This window comes from Streptomyces sp. NRRL S-87 (assembly GCF_000719335.1).
Classification (GTDB): Bacteria; Actinomycetota; Actinomycetes; order Streptomycetales; family Streptomycetaceae; genus Streptomyces.
The window spans coordinates 11,797-31,014 of record NZ_JOGB01000032.1; the positions used below are offsets into that span (position 1 = coordinate 11,797).

20 protein-coding genes are annotated in these 19,218 nt (G+C 73.9%); 14 read left to right on the forward strand and 6 right to left on the reverse strand.

The window, feature by feature from the left end; all coding sequences use genetic code 11:
- Positions 1-25 precede the first annotated feature (25 nt).
- Entirely contained in the window at positions 26-1,621 is a 1,596-nt protein-coding gene (locus IF43_RS0121090; RefSeq protein ID WP_030202829.1) for an NAD(P)H-hydrate epimerase, read from the forward strand.
- Positions 1,622-1,820: 199 nt separating this feature from the next.
- Here the strand turns inward: IF43_RS0121090 and IF43_RS0121095 are convergent, their stop codons facing one another.
- Together IF43_RS0121095 and IF43_RS0121100 are read right to left on the reverse strand one after the other, a co-directional pair.
- Positions 1,821-3,167: a carotenoid oxygenase family protein gene (locus IF43_RS0121095; RefSeq protein ID WP_051795748.1), complete on the reverse strand. Its 1,347-nt coding sequence runs from the start codon at positions 3,165-3,167 to the stop codon at positions 1,821-1,823.
- Positions 3,164-3,706, reverse strand: a complete 543-nt coding sequence (locus IF43_RS0121100) for a hypothetical protein (protein WP_030202837.1) — start codon at positions 3,704-3,706, stop codon at positions 3,164-3,166. Before IF43_RS0121100 ends, IF43_RS0121095 begins: the two co-directional genes overlap by 4 nt.
- Before the next feature lie 103 nt (positions 3,707-3,809).
- On the opposite strand from IF43_RS0121100, the gene IF43_RS0121105 reads away from it, so the two are divergent.
- The 4 genes from IF43_RS0121105 to tsaE all read left to right on the forward strand — a co-directional run bounded on the left by IF43_RS0121105 (position 3,810) and on the right by tsaE (position 7,430).
- Complete coding sequence (locus tag IF43_RS0121105) at positions 3,810-4,322, forward strand: PadR family transcriptional regulator (RefSeq protein WP_030202839.1); 513 nt, start codon at positions 3,810-3,812, stop codon at positions 4,320-4,322.
- Positions 4,323-4,410: 88 nt separating this feature from the next.
- The gene (alr, locus tag IF43_RS0121110) at positions 4,411-5,571 is read left to right on the forward strand and encodes an alanine racemase (protein ID WP_030202843.1); all 1,161 of its coding nucleotides are present in this window, start codon (positions 4,411-4,413) and stop codon (positions 5,569-5,571) included.
- 145 nt (positions 5,572-5,716) lie between these two features.
- Positions 5,717-6,880 carry an alpha/beta fold hydrolase gene (locus IF43_RS0121115; RefSeq protein ID WP_234332398.1) on the forward strand — a complete coding sequence of 388 codons (1,164 nt, stop codon included), beginning with the start codon at positions 5,717-5,719 and terminating at the stop codon, positions 6,878-6,880.
- 22 nt (positions 6,881-6,902) lie between these two features.
- Positions 6,903-7,430, forward strand: coding sequence for a tRNA (adenosine(37)-N6)-threonylcarbamoyltransferase complex ATPase subunit type 1 TsaE (tsaE, locus tag IF43_RS0121120; RefSeq protein ID WP_107048555.1), 528 nt, complete (start codon positions 6,903-6,905; stop codon positions 7,428-7,430).
- 37 nt (positions 7,431-7,467) lie between these two features.
- On the opposite strand, the gene IF43_RS36705 is transcribed toward tsaE, so the two are convergent.
- Together IF43_RS36705 and IF43_RS0121130 are read right to left on the reverse strand one after the other, a co-directional pair.
- Positions 7,468-7,689, reverse strand: coding sequence for a hypothetical protein (locus IF43_RS36705; protein WP_037889393.1), 222 nt, complete (start codon positions 7,687-7,689; stop codon positions 7,468-7,470).
- 287 nt (positions 7,690-7,976) lie between these two features.
- A complete protein-coding gene (locus tag IF43_RS0121130) occupies positions 7,977-8,561 on the reverse strand; it encodes a hypothetical protein (RefSeq protein WP_078910333.1) in 585 nt (194 codons plus the stop codon).
- Positions 8,562-8,673: 112 nt separating this feature from the next.
- Between IF43_RS0121130 and tsaB the strand changes: the two genes are divergently transcribed.
- From tsaB to IF43_RS41740, 5 genes are all read left to right on the forward strand, one after another.
- Positions 8,674-9,339: a tRNA (adenosine(37)-N6)-threonylcarbamoyltransferase complex dimerization subunit type 1 TsaB gene (tsaB, locus tag IF43_RS0121135; RefSeq protein ID WP_030202875.1), complete on the forward strand. Its 666-nt coding sequence runs from the start codon at positions 8,674-8,676 to the stop codon at positions 9,337-9,339.
- 77 nt (positions 9,340-9,416) lie between these two features.
- Positions 9,417-9,905: a ribosomal protein S18-alanine N-acetyltransferase gene (gene rimI, locus IF43_RS36710; protein ID WP_037889414.1), complete on the forward strand. Its 489-nt coding sequence runs from the start codon at positions 9,417-9,419 to the stop codon at positions 9,903-9,905.
- Positions 9,898-11,028 carry a tRNA (adenosine(37)-N6)-threonylcarbamoyltransferase complex transferase subunit TsaD gene (gene tsaD / locus IF43_RS0121145; protein ID WP_030202881.1) on the forward strand — a complete coding sequence of 377 codons (1,131 nt, stop codon included), beginning with the start codon at positions 9,898-9,900 and terminating at the stop codon, positions 11,026-11,028. Before rimI ends, tsaD begins: the two co-directional genes overlap by 8 nt.
- A gap of 38 nt (positions 11,029-11,066) precedes the next feature.
- The gene (locus IF43_RS0121150; protein WP_030202883.1) at positions 11,067-11,318 is read left to right on the forward strand and encodes a hypothetical protein; all 252 of its coding nucleotides are present in this window, start codon (positions 11,067-11,069) and stop codon (positions 11,316-11,318) included.
- A 23-nt stretch (positions 11,319-11,341) separates the two neighbouring features.
- Complete coding sequence (locus tag IF43_RS41740; protein WP_051795773.1) at positions 11,342-12,190, forward strand: hypothetical protein; 849 nt, start codon at positions 11,342-11,344, stop codon at positions 12,188-12,190.
- Here the strand turns inward: IF43_RS41740 and IF43_RS0121160 are convergent.
- Positions 12,123-13,307: a class I SAM-dependent methyltransferase gene (locus tag IF43_RS0121160; protein ID WP_030202887.1), complete on the reverse strand. Its 1,185-nt coding sequence runs from the start codon at positions 13,305-13,307 to the stop codon at positions 12,123-12,125. The genes IF43_RS41740 and IF43_RS0121160 overlap by 68 nt on opposite strands.
- 118 nt (positions 13,308-13,425) lie before the next feature.
- Between IF43_RS0121160 and IF43_RS0121165 the strand changes: the two genes are divergently transcribed.
- Entirely contained in the window at positions 13,426-14,385 is a 960-nt protein-coding gene (locus IF43_RS0121165; RefSeq protein WP_037889398.1) for a polysaccharide deacetylase family protein, read from the forward strand.
- Positions 14,382-15,311, forward strand: a complete 930-nt coding sequence (locus IF43_RS0121170; RefSeq protein WP_078910335.1) for a polysaccharide deacetylase family protein — start codon at positions 14,382-14,384, stop codon at positions 15,309-15,311. The genes IF43_RS0121165 and IF43_RS0121170 overlap by 4 nt, the downstream gene beginning before the upstream one ends.
- Here the strand turns inward: IF43_RS0121170 and IF43_RS0121175 are convergent.
- Positions 15,302-16,729 carry an FtsW/RodA/SpoVE family cell cycle protein gene (locus IF43_RS0121175; RefSeq protein WP_030202896.1) on the reverse strand — a complete coding sequence of 476 codons (1,428 nt, stop codon included), beginning with the start codon at positions 16,727-16,729 and terminating at the stop codon, positions 15,302-15,304. The two genes, IF43_RS0121170 and IF43_RS0121175, sit on opposite strands and share 10 nt — an antisense overlap.
- Before the next feature lie 373 nt (positions 16,730-17,102).
- On the opposite strand from IF43_RS0121175, the gene groES reads away from it, so the two are divergent.
- Both groES and groL read left to right on the forward strand, forming a co-directional pair.
- Positions 17,103-17,411, forward strand: a complete 309-nt coding sequence (groES, locus tag IF43_RS0121185; RefSeq protein ID WP_030202899.1) for a co-chaperone GroES — start codon at positions 17,103-17,105, stop codon at positions 17,409-17,411.
- A 120-nt stretch (positions 17,412-17,531) separates the two neighbouring features.
- Positions 17,532-19,163 carry a chaperonin GroEL gene (gene groL / locus IF43_RS0121190; RefSeq protein ID WP_030202902.1) on the forward strand — a complete coding sequence of 544 codons (1,632 nt, stop codon included), beginning with the start codon at positions 17,532-17,534 and terminating at the stop codon, positions 19,161-19,163.
- The last annotated feature ends 55 nt before the right edge of the window (positions 19,164-19,218 follow it).

The window sequence follows — 19,218 nt, forward strand, 5'->3', positions numbered from 1 at the left end:
CGCCGTGCGTGGCAGGCTGGCTGCCATGCGTACCGCTTACAGCGTGGAGACCGTACGGGCCGCCGAGCGCGTGCTGATGGACCGGTTGCCGGAGGGGACCCTGATGCAGCGGGCGGCCGCGGGCCTGGCCGCCGCCTGTGCCGGCCTGCTGGGACGGGTGTACGGGGCCCGGGTGGCCCTGTTGGTGGGGCCGGGCGACAACGGTGGGGACGCGCTGTACGCGGGCGCCCGCCTGGCCCGGCGGGGTGCCGGGGTGACGGCCGTTCTCATGGATCCGGAGCGCGTGCACGCGGGCGGGCTCGCGGCGCTGCGCGCGGCCGGCGGGCGGGTCGCGGAACGGGTGCCCGCGCGGGCGGACCTCGTCGTGGACGGCCTGCTGGGCATCGGCGGCAGGGGCGGACTGCGGCCGGCGGCCGCGGAGTTGGCCGGTCAGGCAGCCGCGGCCCGGGCGGCCGGGGCGACGGTGGTCGCGGTGGACCTGCCGAGCGGGGTGGACGCGGATACCGGCGAGGTGGCCGGGGCTGCGGTGACGGCGGACGCCACGGTCACCTTCGGGGCCTACAAGCCGGGCCTGTTGGTGGACCCCGGGGCCGGGCGCGCGGGCGCGGTACGGCTGGTGGACATCGGCCTCGTGCTGCCGGCCGCGGCGGCCCTGGAGGCCCTGCAGTACGCGGACGTGGCGGCCCGGCTGCCGGTGCCGGGGGCGGCCAGCGACAAGTACCGGCGGGGGGTCGTGGGCGTCGTCGCCGGCTCGGCCCGCTACCCGGGCGCGGCCGTCCTGGCCGTCGCGGGCGCGCTGCGCGGGGGCGCCGGGGCCGTGCGGTACGTCGGCCCGGCCGCGGACGCGGTGCTGGCGCGCTATCCCGAGACCCTCGTCCATGAGGGCCCCCCGTCCAGGGCGGGTCGGGTGCAGGCCTGGGTGGTCGGGCCGGGGCTCGGCGAGGACCGCTCGGCGGTCGCGGACGTGCTGGGTGCGGCGGACGTGCCGGTGCTGGTGGACGCCGACGGACTGCGCGGGCTCGACCCGGCCCTGCTGCGGGCCCGGCCGGCCCCGACCCTGCTGACTCCGCACGCGGGCGAGGCCGCGGCCCTGCTCGGGGTGGCGCGCGAGGAGGTGGAGGCGGGGAGGGTCCGGGCGGTCCGCGAACTGGCCTCCCGCTTCGGGGTGGTGGCCCTTCTCAAGGGGTCCACCACGCTGGTGTGTGAGGGCGGGGTGGGTGTGGTCGGTGGTTTGGGTGGTGTGAGGGGCGCATCCGGTTTGGGTGGTGGGGGTGGTGTCCATGGTGCGGGTGCTGAGGCGCGGTTGCGGGTGAATCCGACGGGGACCGCCTGGCTCGCCACCGCGGGTAGTGGGGACGTCCTGTCCGGGCTGGCCGGCTCGCTGCTGGCCGCGGGGCTGTCCGCACTGGACGCGGGATCGGTCGCGGCCCATCTCCACGGGCTCGCGGCGCGGCTGGCCGCGGTGGGGCGGGGGGTTCCGAGCGCTTCGAGTGCCTCGGCCGCCTCGGGGGGTGTGGCTGCTGGGGGCGCCGTCGGCTCCGTGCCCGGGGGCGGGCCGGTTCTGGCGCATCAGGTCGCGGAGGCGCTCCCGGACGCGTGGCGGGAGGTCGCGCGGGGCTGAGCCCGGCGCGGGCGGTGCCCCGAGTCGGGGCGGGCTCGCTTCGGGGGCGGGTCCCGTGGTGTGTGGGTCCCCTCGGCGCTTGACCAGGGGCGGCCTGCAGGTCCAGCGGCACGCCCACCCCAGGGGCAAAAGGGGCTTCGCCCTGGCCTTCGGCCACCCCTGGCCCGGGCCTGCCTCCGGTCCAGCCTGCCACCCCTGGTCAAGCGCCTCCCCCACACACCCCGGGACGGCCTGCCGGGGCTGCGCCGGTGTCGGGGAGCCAGTTGCCGTGGAAGCCGAAGGGGACGCGGGTCGGGAGGTGGACCACGGCGACCGGTGGCGCCCCGAGGTCGTCGGCGGCCAGGATCACGAGGTCGCTGCGGTCGGTGGCGGCGTCGTGGACGTACGTCATGAGCCAGCCCGTGGAGTCGGTGGACGCGGCGAAGGCGGCCTCGCCCGGGGTGCGGCCGGGGGCGAAGCGGTGGGTCGTGGGGACGCCCGTGCGGAGGTCGTAGCGGACCAGGGAGTCGCCGCAGGTCACGTGGCCGAAGCGGGACTCGTGGCCGGTCAGGCGGTCGTCGATGCGGGGGAACTCGCCGGGGCGGTCGTCGACCTGCTCCTCGCGCACGGTTGCGGTGGCCGGGTCGAGGGTCCACTTCCACAGGACGGCCCGGTGGGTGCGGTCGACGGTGCCCTCGGGGGTCCGGCGCCACAGCTCCGGGTAGCGCATGACGTGCAGGACGATCGTTCCGTCCGGGGCGTCGTACGCGTTGAGGGTGTGGAAGACGTAGCAGGGGAGGACCGGGAACCAGCGGACCCGGCCGTAGGGGTCGTCGCGGCGGAGCACGCCCAGGCGGGCGCCGTAGGCGTCGTCCCAGCGGTACGGCATCGTGTCGGCCAGGGCGGGGTCGAGGACGACGGGCAGGTCCATGAAGACCACGTGCCCGGCGGTGAGGCTGACGTCGTGCATCATCGTCGGTCCGGGCACCTCGATCGGGCGGCTGACGACCAGTTCGCCGTCCGCGTCGGCCCGGTGGTAGGTGAGGTGCGGGGCCTCGGTGGTGCCGTAGCCGAAGAAGTGCAGTTCCCCGGTGGCCGGGCAGGCCTTGGGGTGCGCGGTCATCGCCGTGGTCAGGCGGCCGCCGAAGGTGTGGGGGCCGAGGGTCTCCAGGTCGGGCGTGAGCTCGTAGGGCAGGGCCGTCTCGACGAGGGCGAGGGTGCGGCCCGCGTGCCGGACGACGTGGGTGTTGGCCGGTCCGGCGGTCAGGTCGCGGCGGCCGTGCGCGTCGTGGGCGCGGGCCCCGTCGGTGAGGGTCCGGGTGCGCACCCAGCGGTTGCGGTACGAGACGGCCCGGCCGCCCTCCAGGCGGACCCCGTGCACCATGCCGTCGCCGAAGAACCAGTGGCCTGAGGCCGCGGCGGCCGGGTTGGGGCCGTTGCGCAGGTACCAGCCGGTGAGCTCGGGCGGGACCGCGCCGGTGACCGGCAGGTCGTGGGCCGTCAGTTCCTCGTGCACGGGGGCGTAGTTGCCGGCGAGGTGGCGCGGGGGAGCGGTGCGGGCGGTCATCGGGTGGCCGCCGCGGCGACGTAGCGGACGGTGAAGAGCATCGGCAGGGCGAAGCCGGCCACCTGGACCAGCGTCGCCGTCGTGGAGTGGCCCTGGCCGGCGTGGGCCAGCAGGGCGAGCAGGAGGGCCGTACCGGCGAAGGCGGCGGTCCAGACGGCCGTGATGACGGCGTTCGCGCGGCGGAACGGCTTGAGTCCCCACACCTCGCGCGGCGTGGTGCGCTTGGCGATGCCCAGCGTGAACGGGCGGCCGATGAGCAGGGACACTCCCGCGATCAGGGCCAGCACGGCCGAGGACAGGGCCGCCGAGTACGCGTGCACGGCGGAGTGCGGGTCGGCGAGGGCCACGGCCGCCAGGGCCGCGAAGAAGGCCGCCGAGCCGAGTTCGATGACCAGGGCGTCGAAGCCCGTCCCCGCCCGGCGCTGCTGGGCGACGAGCGCGACGGCGACCACCAGGGCGGCGAGCGAGGCCGACTGCCACTGGGCGGACGGGAAGACCGCGAAGACGATCCACGGGAGGAAGGTGCGTACGTACGACATGGCGGGAGCCCCTCGGTTCGGCCTGGCGGATATTCCTGTTGTGACATGTCGAAAGTAGAAGCTGTGGGGGTGACATGTCAAGACTGGAAGGTAGGGTGGGGCCATGAGCCTTCGACACGCCCTGCTCGGCCTGCTGTCCGAACGCCCCGCCAGCGGATACGACCTGCTCAAGAGCTTCGAGACCTCGCTGGCCAACGCCTGGCCGGCCACGCAGAGCCAGATCTACACGGAGCTGACCAAGCTCGCGGACGCCGGACTGATCAGCGTCACCACGGAGGGGCCGCGCGGCCGCAAGGAGTACGCCCTCACCGAGGAGGGGCTGGCCGAGCTGCGCCACTGGCTGACCGGGACCGCCCCGCAGCGCAACACCCGCAGTGACGTCCTGCTGAGGGTGTTCTTCCTCGGCGTCCTCACGCCGGAGGAGGCCCGCGGCTACCTCGGCCGGCTGGTCGAGATGTCGGACCAGGGCAGCGAGCACCTGCGCGCGCTGGAGGCGTCCGTCGACTGGGGCGAGGACGGGTTGTCCGTGTACGGCCGGATCGCGCTGGAGTACGGGCTGCGGTTCAACGCCATGCGGCGCGAGTGGGCCGAGTGGGCCGCGACGCAGCTCCCGTAGCTGCGGTGACCGTGCCCGCAGGGGGTCGGGCACGCGGGGCGGCGGCCGGAGCCGGGCCCTCCGGTGCCCGGATGAGAGACTGGGCGCGATGAACGAGACACCGCCGCGCGTACGCGCCGAGATCGACCTGGCCGCCGTACGGGGGAACGTGCGCGCACTGCGCGAGCGGGCTCCCCGGTCCGAGCTGATGGCCGTCGTCAAGGCGGACGCCTACGGTCACGGGGCCGTCCCCTGTGCCCGCGCCGCCCTCCGGGCGGGCGCGACCTGGCTCGGCACGGCCACCCCGCAGGAGGCCCTCGCCCTCCGCGCGGCCGGCATCACCACCCGCACCCTGTGCTGGCTCTGGACCCCCGGCGGCCCCTGGCGCGAGGCGATCGAGGCGGACGTGGACGTGGCCGTGTCCGGCATGTGGGCCCTCGACGAGGTCCTCGCCGCCGCACGGGCGAGCGGCCGTACCGCCCGCGTCCAGCTCAAGGCCGACACCGGACTCGGGCGCAACGGCTGCCAGCCCGCCGACTGGCCCGAGCTCGTCCAGGCGGCGCTCGCCGCCCAGAGCGAGGGCGCGATCAAGGTCACCGGCCTGTGGTCGCACTTCGCCTGCGCCGACGAGCCCGGCCACCCGTCGATCGCCGCTCAGCTCGCACTCTTCCGCGACATGGTGGGCTACGCGGAGAAGGAAGGCCTGGAGCCGGAGGTGAGGCACATCGCCAACTCGCCCGCGACCCTCACGCTCCCCGATTCGCACTTCGACCTCGTCCGCACCGGCCTCGCCGTGTACGGCGTCTCGCCCGCACCCGAACTCGGCACGTCCGCCCAGCTCGGGCTGCGCCCCGCCATGTCCCTCAAGGCCTCGGTCGCCCTGGTCAAGGGCGTCCCGGCCGGCCACGGGGTGAGCTACGGCCACCACTACGTCACCGGGCACGAGACCAACCTGGCCCTGATCCCCGCCGGTTACGCCGACGGCATCCCGCGGCACGCCTCCGGACGCGGTCCGGTGCTCGTGGGCGGCAAGGTGCGGACGGCGGCCGGGCGCGTGGCCATGGACCAGTTCGTGGTCGACCTCGGCGCCGACACCGTGCGCACCGGCGACGAGGCCGTCCTGTTCGGTCCGGGCGACGCCGGGGAGCCCACCGCCGAGGACTGGGCCCGGGCCGCGGGCACCATCGCGTACGAGATCGTGACGCGCATCGGTCCCCGCGTTCCGCGCGTCTACCTGAACGAGGATCCCGGATCCGAAGCGACGTCCTGAACCGCCCGACGACCTGACCCTTCCCTGACGCCTCCCGGCAGCGGTCCGGTGGTCCAGGGCACGCAGTACCGCGTACCCCCGCACGGGGGCGCGCCGGCACGTGGCAAGGAACGCAGCTAAGCGACCCCCCGCAGAGGTGGCAGAGGTGAGTGCCGTGAGCGAGAACTGGCGCAAGGCCGGCCTGGCCGGCGCCGCGATCGGCGTCATAGCCGCCGGCGCGGCGGCCGGCGTGGCCGTGGAGCGGCTGACCGTCGGGCGCGGGATGCGCCGGCAGGCGCGGCTGGCGCTCGACGCCGCCGGCCCGTACGGGTCGCTGCGCGGCGCTCCCGGCCGGGTGCGCGCCGAGGACGGCACCGAGCTGTACTACGAGGTCGACGAGGCGCCGGAGCCCAAGCGCGGCCGGCTGCGCCGCAAGGCCGCGCCGGCGCCGACGGTGGTGTTCTGCCACGGCTACTGCCTCAGCCAGGACGCCTGGCACTTCCAGCGCGCCGCGCTGCGCGGGCTGGTCCGCACGGTCCACTGGGACCAGCGCAGCCACGGCCGTTCGGGGCGGGGGCTCGCCCAGGCCGACGGCGTACCCGTCAGCATCGACCAGCTCGGCCGCGACCTGGCGGCCGTCATCGGGGCCGCCGCGCCCGAGGGGCCGCTGGTGCTCGTGGGGCACTCCATGGGCGGTATGACGATCATGGCCCTGGGGCAGCAGTTCCCGGAGCTGGTGCGCGAGCGCGTGGCGGGCGTGGCCCTGGTCGGGACCTCCAGCGGGGGGCTGGGGGAGGTCACGTACGGCCTGCCGGCGGCGAGCGTGCCGGTCGTACGGCGCGTCCTGCCGGGGGTGCTGCGCGCGCTCGGCGCCGAGGTGGACCTGGTGGAGCGGGGGCGGCGGGCGACCGCGGACCTGTTCGCCGGGATGATCAAGAAGTATTCGTTCGCCGGGAAGGACGTCGATCCGGCGGTGGCGCGGTTCGCCGAGCGGATGATCGAGAACACCCCCATCGACGTGGTCGCCGAGTTCTACCCGGCCTTCCACGCCCACGACAAGACGGCGGCGCTGGACGTGTTCGACGGGGTGCCGGTCCTGGTGCTGGCGGGTGAGGGGGACCTGATCACCCCGCTCGCGCACAGCGAGGTCATCGCGGGCCGGCTCCCGGAGGCCGAGTTGGCCGTCGTCCCCGAAGCCGGGCACCTGGTGATGCTCGAGCACCCGGAGACCGTCACCGGGCGGCTGACGGGGCTGCTGGCGCGGGCGGGCGTGCTGCCGGCAGCGGCTAACGTTGGCACGTATGGAAGCACCGCACATCCGGCCCGCTGAGGCCGACGACCCCGTCACCGGGATGGAGCCGCTCACCGGGCCCGACCAGGAGCCCGCGCCCGCCGTGCGCGTCACCGTCGACTCCCCCGAGCGGATGCAGCGGCTCGGCCGCGCCCTCGCGGGTCTGCTGCGCCCCGGCGACCTCGTCCTCCTCACCGGCGAACTGGGGGCCGGCAAGACCACGCTGACCCGGGGTCTGGGCGAGGGGTTGGGCGTGCGCGGGGCCGTGACCTCGCCGACGTTCGTGATCGCCCGGGTGCACCCGTCGCTGGCCGACGGGCCGCCGCTGGTGCACGTCGACGCCTACCGGCTGGGCGGGGGGCTCGACGAGATGGAGGACCTGGACCTCGACGTCTCGCTGCCGGACTCGGTGGTCGTGGTGGAGTGGGGCGACGGGAAGGTCGAGGAGCTGTCGGACGACCGGCTGCACGTCGTCATCGCGCGGGCGGTCGGCCACGAGGAGGTCCTCGACGACGTGCGCGAGGTCCTCGTCACCGGTGTCGGCGCCCGCTGGGACGCGGCCGAACTGACGCGCCTCAGGGACGCGTAGGACCCGCCCGCTTCGCTCCGCCCTGCCCCGGCGCGCCTTACGCGGCTGCCGCGGGTGGGGCGGGGCGGGCGGTGCGGGCGGGGTGTCCGGGGGCGTCCGGCGGCCCGGGGCGTACGGCGGGCCCGTCGGACGGCGGCGTCGAGACCGCGGTCGCGGCGGCGCAGGAGGCCAGCAGGTCCCGCATGGACGGTGCTGACGTCACGGGGCGCGGCGGACGGCGGTGGGGGTCGTCTTCGTGCTCGCGCTGCGGTGCGGGCATGGTCGCCTCCTGCGCCCCGGAGAGCCGAGGTTAGGTATACCTAACCGGGTCGTGGATACCATGTCACCACGGGTGCGGGGCGCTGCGCAATATGTTGCCGACGAGTTGTCGGGAAAGGGCGCGGGCCGACGGGCCCTGCGGGGCGACCTCCCCGGTGCTCCGCGCCCGGGTGTGCTCGAACGCCCCGCGGGCCGGAGTGGCCTGGGGGCGCGGTTCGGACGCCGGGGGCGTCGAGGGGGTGGGGCGGTACTCCGTACGGGTGGACGGTGTTTACGGGTGGACAGTGTTTACGGGACCACGACGACCTTCGACGAGACCGTCGCGAAGCTCCACATCGCGTCACCGTCGGGCCGCGTCATGCGGATACCGCCCGTCTTCTGCCCGGCCTTCGGCGCCGGCAGCTTGCCGTCCAGCCGCGCGCTGAACCCGATCGCCACTCCGCCCACGCTGGTGAACCGCACGACGTGCTCGATCGGCACCCCGTCCGACCCCTGAACCTGCCCGGACCGCGAGGTCACGGCGTACGTGCCCGGCTTCGGGTGCACCGTCGAGGGCACCACCTCGAAGGTCCTCGGGGCCTTGGCGCCCGGACCGACCAGCCAGACCCGCTTGCCGCCGACCGAGTAGACGACCCGCACGCCCGTGCCGGAGTCCGCGGGAAGGGCGTCGGAGTGCCGCTTGTCGGTGCCCGCGCCCGTGCCCGCCCCCGTGCCGGTCGAGGCGTCCGGCTTGGGCTCGGTCTTCCCCGGCTGCTGCGGGGACGCGGCGCGCATGCGGGGGGCGCTGGCCTGGGCCTGGTAGGCGAGGAAACCGACGGCGGCGATCGCCGCGGCCGTGAGCCCGGCCACGATTCCCGAGCTGGTCCGTGCCACCCTGTCCCACCTTCGCGTTCACGCTCCGCCAATGCTTGGCCCGACGGTAGCAGCAGGGGCGCCGGACAGCGGGCCCGCCATGGCTCCCGCCCCGGAGTCGTAGGCTGTTCGCGTGCTCTTGCTCGCTGTGGATACCGCTACTCCCGCCGTCACCGTCGCCCTCCACGACGGCGAGTCCGTCGTCGCCGAGGCCAACCAGGTCGACGCCCGCCGCCACGGGGAGCTCCTGCTCCCCTCCGTCGACCGGGTCCTCGCCGAGGCGGGGCTGAAGCTCGACGCCGTCACCGGCATCGTCGTCGGCCTCGGCCCCGGCCCGTACACGGGCCTGCGGGTCGGCCTCGTGACCGCCGCGACCTTCGCGTCCGTGCTCGGCGTGCCGGTGCACGGCCTGTGCACCCTCGACGGCCTGGCGTACGCCGCCGGCCTGGAGGGCGGCATCGAAGGCCCCTTCGCCGTCGCCACCGACGCGCGCCGCAAGGAGGTCTACTGGGCCCGGTACGAGGACCCGCGCACCCGCGTCGGCGGTCCCGCCGTGGACCGTCCGGCCGACATCGCCGACCAGGTCGCGGGCCTGCCCGCGGTCGGCGCCGGCGCGCTCCTCTACCCCGAGGTGTTCAAGGACGCGCGCGGCCCCGAGCACCAGTCCGCCGCCGCCCTGGCGGCGCTGGCGGCCGCGAAGCTCGCCGCCGGGGAGGAGTTCCTGCCCGCGCAGCCGCTGTACCTGCGCCGCCCGGACGCCCAGGTGCCCAAGAACTACAAGGTGGTCACCCCCAAGTGACCGGCGCACCGGAAGCACCGCACGCACCGGATGCGCCGGGCGCCCCGGACGCACCGGGAACGGCCGTGCTGCGCGAGATGCGCTGGTGGGACATCGCGCCGGTGCTGGAGCTGGAGCACGACCTCTTCCCGGAGGACTCGTGGTCCGCCGGGATGTTCTGGTCCGAGCTCGCCCACGCGCGCGGCCCGCACGCCACCCGCCGCTACCTGGTCGCGGAGGACGGCGGCCGCATCGTCGGGTACGCGGGCCTGGCCGCCGCCGGCGACCTGGCCGACGTCCAGACCATCGCCGCGGCCCGCGACCAGTGGGGCACCGGCCTGGGCGCCCGGCTGCTCACCGAACTGCTGCGCGCCGCGACCGCCTTCGAGTGCGCCGAGGTGCTGCTGGAGGTACGGGTGGACAACACCCGCGCCCAACGCCTCTACGAGCGCTTCGGCTTCGAGCCCATCGGCTTCCGGCGCGGCTACTACCAGCCCGGCAACGTCGACGCCCTCGTGATGCGCCTGTCCGACCCCGCCCGATCCGTAAGTTCCGCTAGCTCCGTACGAAGTGAGACCCATGGCTGACGAACCGCTCGTCCTCGGCATCGAGACCTCCTGCGACGAGACCGGCGTCGGCATCGTCCGCGGCCACACCCTGCTCGCCGACGCCGTCGCCTCCAGCGTCGACGAGCACGCGCGCTTCGGCGGTGTCGTGCCCGAGGTCGCCTCCCGCGCGCACCTGGAGGCGATGGTCCCGACCATCGAGCGCGCCCTGAAGGAGGCCGGCGTCAGCGCCCGCGACCTCGACGGCGTCGCGGTCACCGCCGGCCCGGGCCTCGCGGGGGCGCTGCTGGTCGGCACCTCGGCGGCGAAGGCCTACGCGTACGCGCTCGGCAAGCCGCTGTACGGCGTGAACCACCTCGCCTCGCACATCTGCGTGGACCAGCTGGAGCACGGCGCGCTGCCCGAGCCGACGATGGCCCTGCTGGTCTCCGGCGGGCACTCCTCGCTGCTGCTGGCCCCCGACATCACCTCCGACGTACGGCCGCTCGGCGCGACCATCGACGACGCGGCGGGCGAGGCCTTCGACAAGATCGCCCGCGTGCTGAACCTCGGCTTCCCCGGCGGCCCGGTCATCGACCGGCTCGCCAAGGAGGGCGACCCGTCGGCGATCGCGTTCCCGCGCGGGCTGACCGGGCCCCGCGACCCGGCGTACGACTTCTCCTTCTCCGGCCTCAAGACGGCGGTGGCCCGCTGGATCGAGGCCAAGCGCAACGCGGGCGAGGACGTGCCGGTCCGGGACGTGGCCGCGTCGTTCCAGGAGGCCGTGGTGGACGTGCTCACCCGCAAGGCGATCCGGGCGTGCAAGGACGAGGGCGTCGACCACCTGATGATCGGCGGTGGCGTGGCCGCCAACTCCCGGCTGCGGTCGCTGGCGCAGGAGCGCTGCGACGACGCCGGGATCGTGCTGCGCGTACCGCGGCCCAAGCTGTGCACCGACAACGGCGCGATGGTCGCCGCCCTCGGGGCGGAGATGGTCGCGCGCGGCCGCCCGGCGTCCGACTGGGACCTGTCGGCGGACTCGTCCCTGCCGGTCACCGACCCGCACGTGCCGGGCACGGGCGGCCACGGCCACTCCCACGGTCACGGCCACTCCCATGACCACGACCACGTCCACGAGATGAGCAAGGACAACCTGTACTCGTGAGTGAGCCGGAGGCGGGCCGCACGACGACGCTGGCCCTGATGTGGGAGGCCCGGGCCACCGCCGGCCGGGGCGCCGAACTCCTGGAGTGGGCCCGGGCCCGCGCGGCGGAGCTGGCCGAACGCCCGTTGCACTGCGAGCTGTTCCGCGCCCCCCAGGACAGGGTGCTGGTCATCACCTGGTGGCCCGCCGCGGACTTCGCCGCGCCGCTGCCCGAACTGCCGGAACCGGCAGCGGACCTGATCACCCGTCCGGTGCACCGCTGGCGCTTCGAGTCGGTGGGCCGGGAGTGATCACCTCCCGCTAGGGTCGGGGCATGTTCCGCCGAGACCTGCCGCACCCGCCGCCGCCCGCGCACATACGGCCCCGGCCCGCCGCGCGCACGGCGGGCGGCGCGGGCGGCGCCGGTGGCGCGGGCGGTGCCGGTGGCCACGACGGCCACGGCGGCCCGGGCGGTACGGCCGCCGCGGTCGTCGCGCGGGAGGAGCGGGCCCGCGTCCTGGCGGAGCTGGTGCGGTGCAGCCTCGGCTACGGGCGGCTGCTCCTGATGTGGTGCGTGTCCGCGATCTCCGCGCTGGGCTGGTCGTTCCTCGGCATGGCGGGGATGTCCTTCGGGCGCGGCGGGGCCGAGGACGTCCTCGGGCTGTTCTTCGCCGCCCTCGGCGCCGGCGTCCTGGTGCCGGCCGGGTTCGGGCTGGCCGCGGCCGTCCGGCTGGATCGGGAGGCGCGCCGGCTGCTGTGCGCCTGGGCGGCGTCGGGGAGCGACCCGGCGGGCGACCCCCGGCACCGGGCGCCGGGGCGCAGCCTGGTGTGGCTGCTCTCCTCGCTCGCGGTGTGCGCGCTCGGGCTGTGGGTGTCCTTCGGGGTGGCGGTCCGGCCCCGGCCGGGCGGGACCTCGTACGGCGAGGTCGCGTACTTCATGGGGCTGGCGGTGATCCTGTGGACCACGGGACTGGCAGGCGTGGCGAAGGCCGCCGTGCACTACCGCTGGGCGGTACGGGCCTTCACCGGCCCGGGCCCGGGATGTGCCGGCGCCGGGCGCGCGGCGGCCACGGCGGACCGGCCGGCGGCGTACCCGGCGCTCGGCGCGCCTCCCCTCACGCGGGTGCCGGAGCAGGGTGACCGATCAGCATGGAGGGAGCACCCGCCACCCGGGTCAGGATGACGGTGGCCGCGTTCGGCCCCTGCGGCTTGACCTTCCGGCGCAGTTCCTCGGGCTCGATCGCGGAGCCGCGCTTCTTGACGGTCAGGTTCCCGACCCCGCGCTCGCGCAGCAGTGCCTTGAGCTTCTTGAGGTTGAAGGGCAGCACGTCGGTGATCTCGTACGCCGTGGCGTACGGCGTCGCGCGCAGCGCGTCGGCCGTGACGTACGCGATGGTGGGGTCGATCAGCCGTCCGTCCAGCTCCGCCGCGACCTCCGCGACCAGGTGGGCCCGGATCACGGCGCCGTCCGGCTCGTACAGGTAGCGTCCGACCGGGCCGGCCTCCGGGTCGGGCAGCGGGGCGGCCGTCACCAGCGAGGCACCCCGCGGCAGCAGCGTCGCGCGCACCGCGCCCGGTGCGGTGCCGAACCAGAGCACGGCCTCCTTCACGTCCCCCGCGTCGGAGATCCACTCGGCCTCGGCCTCGGTCGGCACCGCCTCGTGCGGGATGCCGGGGGCGATCTTGATGGCCGCGTGCTTCGCCGTACGGGCCGCCTCGACGGCCCAGGACAGCGGCGGGGAGTACGCCTCGGGGTCGAAGGTCCGGCCCCGCCCGCCCCGGCGCGCCGGGTCCAGGAACACCGCGTCGTACCCGTCGGTGTCCACCTCCGTCACGTCCGCCTCGCGGACCTCGACGAGCTCCGCCAGTCCCAGCGCCTCGGCGTTGGCCCGCGCCACGGCGGCCGTCAGGGGGTCGCGGTCCACGGCCAGCACCCGGATCCCGGCCCGGGCCAGGGCGAGCGCGTCGCCACCGATGCCGCAGCACAGGTCGGCGAGGCTGCGCACGCCCAGGGCGGCCAGCCGCTCGGCGCGGTAGGCGGCGACGGAGGCGCGGGTGGCCATCTCGACCCCGGCCGGCGTGAAGAACATCCGGAAGGCGTCCTCGGCCCCGAACTTGGGCACCGCGCGCTGGCGCAGCCGGGCCTGTCCGAGGGCGGCGGAGACCAGCTCGGCGGGGTGCTCGCGGCGCAGCCGGGTGGCGGTGGCGAGCTCCTGGGCCGGGTCGTAGTCGCGCAGGGCGTCGAGCAGGGCGCGGCCCTCGGGGGTGAGCAGGGCGGCGAAGGCGGCGAGGTCGTTCACGGGTTCATTGTCCTGCCCGCCGGTGCGGCCCCCGGTGTCGGCCAGGCGAAGGAACGTATCGCCGCGCGCCGCGGTGTCGGCCGGGGGCCGGGGGCCCGGGGTGACAAGATCCGGCGCCATGCAGCTAGTAGGAAAAACGGAACAAAACACGCACGCGTCGGGCCGTCGGCGGCGCCTCGGCATCGCCGTGGCCGCGCTCCTCGTCGCCGCTCTCGGCACCGCCTGCGGCTCGTCCGCACCGCACGGCGCGGCCCCGCACCCGAAGACGGCCAAGGAGCGGGAGAAGGGGAAGCCCGAGGCCCTCGGCGCCCCGGCCGCCCTGCCGGGCTCGTACGCCTACCGCGTCCAGCAGCCCCAGCAGGCCCGCGTCGCCGCCGCGCGGAAGTGGGGCCTGGCGGGCACGCCGCTGCTGCCGCCCGCTCCGCCGAAGGAGAAGCCGGAGATCTCCCCGCGCGAGGGGTTCGAGGTGGAGGACCAGCAGAGCCTCCAGCTGCCGCCGGTCTTCACCACCGTCCCCACCACGCAGAAGGTCGTCTTCCTGACGATCGACGACGGCGCCGAGAAGGACCCGGAGTTCCTCAGGATGATGGAGGAGCTGCGGATCCCGTACACGGCCTTCCTCAGCGACTACCTCGTGCGCGACGACTACCCGTACTTCCGCAAGATGCAGGACCTCGGCGTCACGCTGAACAACCACACCCTCAACCACCGCTACCTGCCCGCGCTCTCGTACGAGAAGCAGCGCGAGGAGATCTGCGGCCAGCAGGACACCATCGAGAAGCAGTTCGGCAGGCGCCCGAGCGTCTTCCGCCCGCCGTACGGGAACTACAACCAGGACACCCTGCGCGCTGCCAAGTCCTGCGGCATCAAGGCGGTCCCGCTGTGGAACTCCGAGGCCTTCGTCGACCACATGGAGTGGCGGGAGTACGACCAGGACCTGCACCCCGGCGACATCATCCTCACGCACTTCCGGGGGCGCGAGGACTGGAAGGGCACCATGCCTGACATGATCCGTCGCGTCATGAAGACCGTCACGGACAAGGGGTACGCCGTGGCCAAGCTGGAGGACTATCTGTGATCAAGGCGCGCCGGCCGGGGGCCGGGACGGCGAAGGCCGGTGCGCTCGCGCTCACGCTCGTGCTCGCGCTCTCGGGCGCCCTGGCGGGCTGCGCGAACAGCGTGGACCCGATCGAGCGGCTCGGACGCAAGGCCACGGCGGGAGTGCAGGACGGGCGGAACGGCCGGCCGGGCCGCCCGGCCGCCACCGCCACCCCGACGCCGTCGCCCGGCGGCTCGGCCGGGGCCGCCGCGTCGACCGCGTACCGCCGGTGGGGGCTGGCCCGGCCGCTGCGGTTCGCGCCGCGGCCGGCGCGGAAGGCCCAGCTGCCGCCGGCGGAGCCCGGGCGGATACCCGTCGTGGACCGAATACCCGTGCCCGCCGGGCAGAAGACCGTCTTCCTGACGTACGACGACGGCGCCGAGAAGGACCCGGCGTTCCTGCGGATGGTCGCCGACCTGAAGCTGCCGATCAGCATGTTCCTCACGGACGGCGTCGCCTCGTCGGACTACGGGCACTTCGCGGAGATCAAGAAGCTCGGACCGGGCAGCGAGATCAACAACCACACCCTCACCCATCCCAACCTCCGCACCCTCCCGTACGAGCGGCAGCGGGCCGAGATATGCGGGCAGCAGGAGCGCCTCGAGAAGCGGTTCGGAACGGCCCCGAGGCTCTTCCGCCCGCCCTACGGCAACTACAACGACGCCACGCTGCGCGCGGCCGCGGACTGCGGCCTCGAGAAGCTCGTGCTGTGGCGGGTCTCGATGCAGATCCACGACTTCCAGTACGCGGAGGGCGACGCCCTCCGGCCCGGCGACATCGTCCTCGCCCACTTCCGCGGCCCGAGCGAGCTCAAGGGCTCGACCATCACGCAGATGACCGCGCGCATGCTGCGGCGCATCCAGGACCAGGGCTACGCCATAGGCCGTCTGGAGGACTACCTCTGAGCCCCTGACGCGGACGCGGCGGCGACCACCGGGGTGATCGTGGTCTCGACCGGCCCCCGGGCGTCGGCCTCCCGCTGGCGTTCGGCGCTGTCCGAGATGCGCAGCAGGAGCGCCACCATGATCCAGTTGGCCACCAGGGACGAGCCGCCCTTCGCGAGGAACGGCAGCGCCTTGCCGGTCAGCGGGATCAGCCCGGTGACGCCGCCCGCGACGACGAAGACCTGCAGCGCCAGGGCCGCCGAGAGTCCGACCGCCAGCAGCTTGCCGAACGGGTCGCGGGCTCCCAGCGCCATCCGCAGCCCCCGCTGCACGAGCAGCGCGTACAGCACGAGGACGACCATCACCCCGGCCAGGCCCAGCTCCTCGCCGACGGTCGTCAGGATGAAGTCGCTGCGCCCGGCGAAGCCGATCAGCTCGGGGTGGCCCTGGCCGAGTCCGGTGCCGGTGATCCCGCCGCTGCCGAAGCTGAACAGCGCCTGCGCCGACTGGTCGGAGACCATGCCGGGCGGCCGCTGCTCCGGCGGCAGGTAGATGGCGAGCGGGTCCAGCCAGGCGGCCACGCGCCCCTTGACGTGGGGTTCGGTCGAGCCGACGACGAAGGCGCCGAGGGCGGCCATGAGCAGGCCGCAGACGATCCAGCTGGTGCGCTCGGTGGCGACGTACAGCATGACGACGAAGACGCCGAAGAAGATCAGCGAGGTGCCGAGGTCGCGTTCGAAGACCAGCACCAGCAACGAGATGATCCAGACGGTGATGATGGGGCCGAGCTGACGCATCGGCGGCAGCCGCATCCCCAGGAGCTTCCGCCCGGTCAGCGACAGCGAGTCGCGGTGGACCACGAGGTAGCCGGCGAAGAACACCGAGATCATGATCTTGACGAACTCGCCCGGCTGGAGCGACTGCCCGCCGATGATGATCCACCGCTTGGCGCCGTACATGTCCGCGCCGAAGAACACGGGCGCGGTCAGGAGGGCGAGGGCCACCAGCATCGTGATGTAGATGAACCGCTGGAGGTGCCGGTGGTCGCGCAGCAGCATCAGGATGCCGATGCAGGCGGCGGTGCCGACGACGGTCCACAGGAGCTGGTTCGGCGCGGTGGTGCCGGCCTTGGGCCAGCGCTCCAGGTACGTCGGGTCCAGTCGCGCGAGCAGCACCAGGCCGATCCCGGACAGCAGGAACGTCAGCGGGAGGACCAGCGGGTCGGCGTACGCGGCGAACCGGCGCACCGCCAGGTGTCCCACCAGCGCCAGCAGGGTCATGCTGATCGCGAACTTCGGCAGCTCCGCAGGCAGCTCGCCCGTCATGGACAGGCCCACGCAGGCGTGCCCGCCTACCGTGATCAGGACGACGAACGCCAGCAGCAGCGCCTCGGTCCGGCGCCGGGCGCCCGCCGCCGTCAGCGGCCTCAGTCCCCGCACGGGAGCCCGCTGCCGTCGGCGTAGGTGGAGGCAGTCCGTCCGTTCTGCTCGCCTATGAGGCGCTTTATCTTCATGTCTTCAACGACGTCGGGGTCCGCCGCGAGGTTCCTCCGGGGGGTGGCGAGGGGAAGTCTCACACCGGCGGGACGCCCGCACCGGGCTCCCGGAGGCGCCTCCGGCCGACACCGCCGCGCTGTGAATTGGCACTCCGCTTGACCGAGTGCTAATCGCCGGAATAGTCTCGGCCCTGGCACTCGCCACTGGGGAGTGCCAACACAGCGACGGGCAGGTCCGGCACCCGCGACGACGGATCCACCTGGTCGCCACCTCAGACAGTTAACCCCGTGAGATCTCCGAAGGGGGAGGTCGGATCGTGACGACCGCCAGCTCCAAGGTTGCCATCAAGCCGCTCGAGGACCGCATCGTGGTCCAGCCGCTGGACGCCGAGCAGACCACGGCTTCTGGCCTGGTCATCCCGGACACCGCGAAGGAGAAGCCCCAGGAGGGCGTCGTCCTCGCCGTGGGCCCGGGCCGCTTCGAGGACGGCCAGCGCCTTCCGCTCGACGTGACCGTCGGCGACATCGTGCTGTACAGCAAGTACGGCGGCACCGAGGTGAAGTACAACGGCGAGGAGTACCTCGTCCTCTCGGCTCGCGACGTGCTCGCGATCGTCGAGAAGTAATCACCCCGCAGCTCGCGAGTACGCGAAGCAGATGCTGTGAACGCGCCCTGGGCTCCCTGACCTTCATATCCGGGTGCCCGGGGCGCGTTCCGTTCTACGTAGAGGACTGAGAACGCTCCCATGGCGAAGATCCTGAAGTTCGACGAGGACGCCCGTCGCGCCCTCGAGCGCGGCGTCAACAAGCTTGCCGACACCGTCAAGGTGACGATCGGCCCCAAGGGCCGCAACGTCGTCATCGACAAGAAGTTCGGCGCCCCCACCATCACCAACGGCGGTGTCACGATCGCCCGCGAGGTCGAGCTCGAGGACCCGTACGAGAACCTGGGCGCCCAGCTCGTCAAGGAGGTGGCGACCAAGACCAACGACATCGCGGGTGACGGCACCACCACCGCGACCGTCCTGGCCCAGGCGCTGGTCCGCGAGGGCCTGCGCAACGTCGCCGCCGGCGCCTCCCCGGCCTCCCTGAAGAAGGGCATCGACGCCGCCGTCAAGGCCGTCTCCGAGGACCTCCTCGCCACCGCCCGTCCGATCGAGGACAAGAGCGACATCGCCGCCGTGGCCGCGCTCTCCGCGCAGGACCAGCAGGTCGGCGAGCTCATCGCCGAGGCGATGGACAAGGTCGGCAAGGACGGTGTCATCACCGTCGAGGAGTCGAACACCTTCGGTCTCGAGCTCGAGTTCACCGAGGGCATGGCCTTCGACAAGGGCTACCTGTCGCCGTACTTCGTGACGGACCAGGAGCGCATGGAGGCCGTCCTCGAGGACCCGTACATCCTCATCAACCAGGGCAAGATCTCCTCCATCCAGGATCTGCTGCCGCTGCTGGAGAAGGTCATCCAGGCCGGTGGCTCCAAGCCGCTCCTGATCATCGCCGAGGACGTCGAGGGCGAGGCCCTGTCGACCCTGGTCGTGAACAAGATCCGCGGCACCTTCAACGCCGTCGCCGTCAAGGCGCCCGGCTTCGGTGACCGCCGCAAGGCGATGCTGCAGGACATGGCCGTCCTGACCGGCGCCACCGTCATCGCCGAGGAGGTCGGCCTCAAGCTCGACCAGGCCGGCCTGGACGTGCTGGGCTCCGCCCGCCGCGTGACCGTCACCAAGGACGACACCACCATCGTCGACGGTGCCGGCAGCAGCGACGAGGTCCTCGGCCGCGTCAACCAGATCAAGGCCGAGATCGAGGCCACGGACTCCGACTGGGACCGCGAGAAGCTCCAGGAGCGCCTCGCGAAGCTGGCCGGCGGCGTCTGCGTGATCAAGGTCGGCGCCGCCACCGAGGTGGAGCTGAAGGAGAAGAAGCACCGTCTGGAGGACGCCATCTCCGCGACCCGCGCCGCGGTCGAGGAGGGCATCGTCTCCGGTGGTGGCTCCGCTCTGGTCCACGCCTCCAAGGTCCTCGCCGACAACCTGGGCAAGGAGGGCGACGAGGCCACCGGCGTCGCCGTCGTCCGCCGCGCCGCCGTCGAGCCGCTGCGCTGGATCGCCGAGAACGCCGGCCTCGAGGGCTACGTCATCACCTCGAAGGTCGCCGAGCTCGAGAAGGGCCAGGGCTTCAACGCCGCCACCGGCGAGTACGGCGACCTGGTCAAGGCCGGCGTCATCGACCCGGTCAAGGTCACCCGCTCCGCCCTGGAGAACGCCGCCTCCATCGCCTCCCTGCTGCTGACGACCGAGACCCTGGTCGTCGAGAAGAAGGAAGAGGAAGAGGCGAACGGCCACGGTCACGGCCACGGTCACGGCCACAGCCACTGACCTTCGCGCCCGCCGCGCCCCACGGCGCGGACGCGGACGCCGAGGCCGACGCTGA

What these genes read in the sequence shown, in the direction of transcription:
- tsaE (WP_107048555.1), top strand. Translation starts at nt 6,903, where the DNA reads ATGGAGCCGCTCACCGGGCCCGACCAGGAGCCCGCGCCCGCCGTGCGC.
- tsaD (WP_030202881.1), top strand. Translation starts at nt 9,898, where the DNA reads ATGGCTGACGAACCGCTCGTCCTCGGCATCGAGACCTCCTGCGACGAG.
- IF43_RS0121105 (WP_030202839.1), top strand. Translation starts at nt 3,810, where the DNA reads ATGAGCCTTCGACACGCCCTGCTCGGCCTGCTGTCCGAACGCCCCGCC.
- IF43_RS0121150 (WP_030202883.1), top strand. Translation starts at nt 11,067, where the DNA reads ATGTGGGAGGCCCGGGCCACCGCCGGCCGGGGCGCCGAACTCCTGGAG.
- IF43_RS0121095 (WP_051795748.1), bottom strand. Translation starts at nt 3,167, where the DNA reads ATGACCGCCCGCACCGCTCCCCCGCGCCACCTCGCCGGCAACTACGCC.
- IF43_RS0121165 (WP_037889398.1), top strand. Translation starts at nt 13,426, where the DNA reads ATGCAGCTAGTAGGAAAAACGGAACAAAACACGCACGCGTCGGGCCGT.
- IF43_RS36705 (WP_037889393.1), bottom strand. Translation starts at nt 7,689, where the DNA reads ATGCCCGCACCGCAGCGCGAGCACGAAGACGACCCCCACCGCCGTCCG.
- IF43_RS0121100 (WP_030202837.1), bottom strand. Translation starts at nt 3,706, where the DNA reads ATGTCGTACGTACGCACCTTCCTCCCGTGGATCGTCTTCGCGGTCTTC.
- IF43_RS0121090 (WP_030202829.1), top strand. Translation starts at nt 26, where the DNA reads ATGCGTACCGCTTACAGCGTGGAGACCGTACGGGCCGCCGAGCGCGTG.
- IF43_RS41740 (WP_051795773.1), top strand. Translation starts at nt 11,342, where the DNA reads ATGTTCCGCCGAGACCTGCCGCACCCGCCGCCGCCCGCGCACATACGG.
- groL (WP_030202902.1), top strand. Translation starts at nt 17,532, where the DNA reads ATGGCGAAGATCCTGAAGTTCGACGAGGACGCCCGTCGCGCCCTCGAG.
- rimI (WP_037889414.1), top strand. Translation starts at nt 9,417, where the DNA reads ATGCGCTGGTGGGACATCGCGCCGGTGCTGGAGCTGGAGCACGACCTC.
- alr (WP_030202843.1), top strand. Translation starts at nt 4,411, where the DNA reads ATGAACGAGACACCGCCGCGCGTACGCGCCGAGATCGACCTGGCCGCC.